We start from the raw sequence: 829 nt of genomic DNA on the forward strand, positions 1-829 counted from the left end.
CGTCCACCACGCGGCAGCAACCGCAGCGAGGCATCCACAAACTCCCCCGCCAGCGAATCCAGCACCACATCCACACCACGACCATCCGTCGCAGCCAAAAACGCCCGCTCGAAACCCAGATCACGCGAGGACGCCACATGCGCGCTGTCCAGCCCGCAGGCATGGAGCGTCGCCCACTTGCCCGCACTGGCCGTACCGAAGACCTCGGCACCCAGATGGCGGGCCAACTGCACCGCCGCCATACCCACACCACCAGCAGCCGCATGCACCAGCACCGACTCCCCGGCACCCAACCCGCCGAGCTCGGTCAACGCGTAGTACGCGGTCAAAAACACAACCGGCACCGACGCCGCCTGTACAAACGACCAACCTGCCGGAATCCGCACCACCGCACGCGCATCAGCCACCACCACAGGACCGAACGCCCCGGAGAACATCCCCATCACCCGGTCACCGACCCCAAGACCGACAACACCCGCACCCACCCCGGTCACAACACCCGCACCCTCAAGACCCAGCAGACCCGCCTCACCCGGATACATCCCCAGCGCATTGAGCACATCACGGAAGTTCACCCCCGCCGCCCGCACCGAGATCCGCACCTGACCCGCGGCCAGGCTCTCCGTCCTCTCGGGACACACCGTGATTCCCAAACCCTCCAACGTCCCCTTCTCCAGGATGTCCAGCCGCCAAGCGGCCGAGCCGTCCGCGGGAACATCCAGCACGCTGCCGGGCGCGAGCCGGGCCAACCGCGGCACATACACCTCACCGCCACGCACCGCCAACTCCGGCTCACCCGAGGTCAATGCCCGAGCGACCAGCTCCCAGG

General features: G+C 67.7%; 1 protein-coding gene. It reads right to left on the minus strand.

Going from position 1 to position 829, the window contains the following annotated elements; translation table 11 throughout:
* A partial coding sequence (locus IEY86_RS35965; protein ID WP_189136096.1) for a zinc-binding dehydrogenase occupies positions 1-829 on the minus strand: 829 nt, incomplete at both ends.

Origin of the sequence: Wenjunlia tyrosinilytica (assembly GCF_014646055.1) — a bacterium.
Lineage (GTDB): Bacteria > Actinomycetota > Actinomycetes > Streptomycetales > Streptomycetaceae > Wenjunlia > Wenjunlia tyrosinilytica.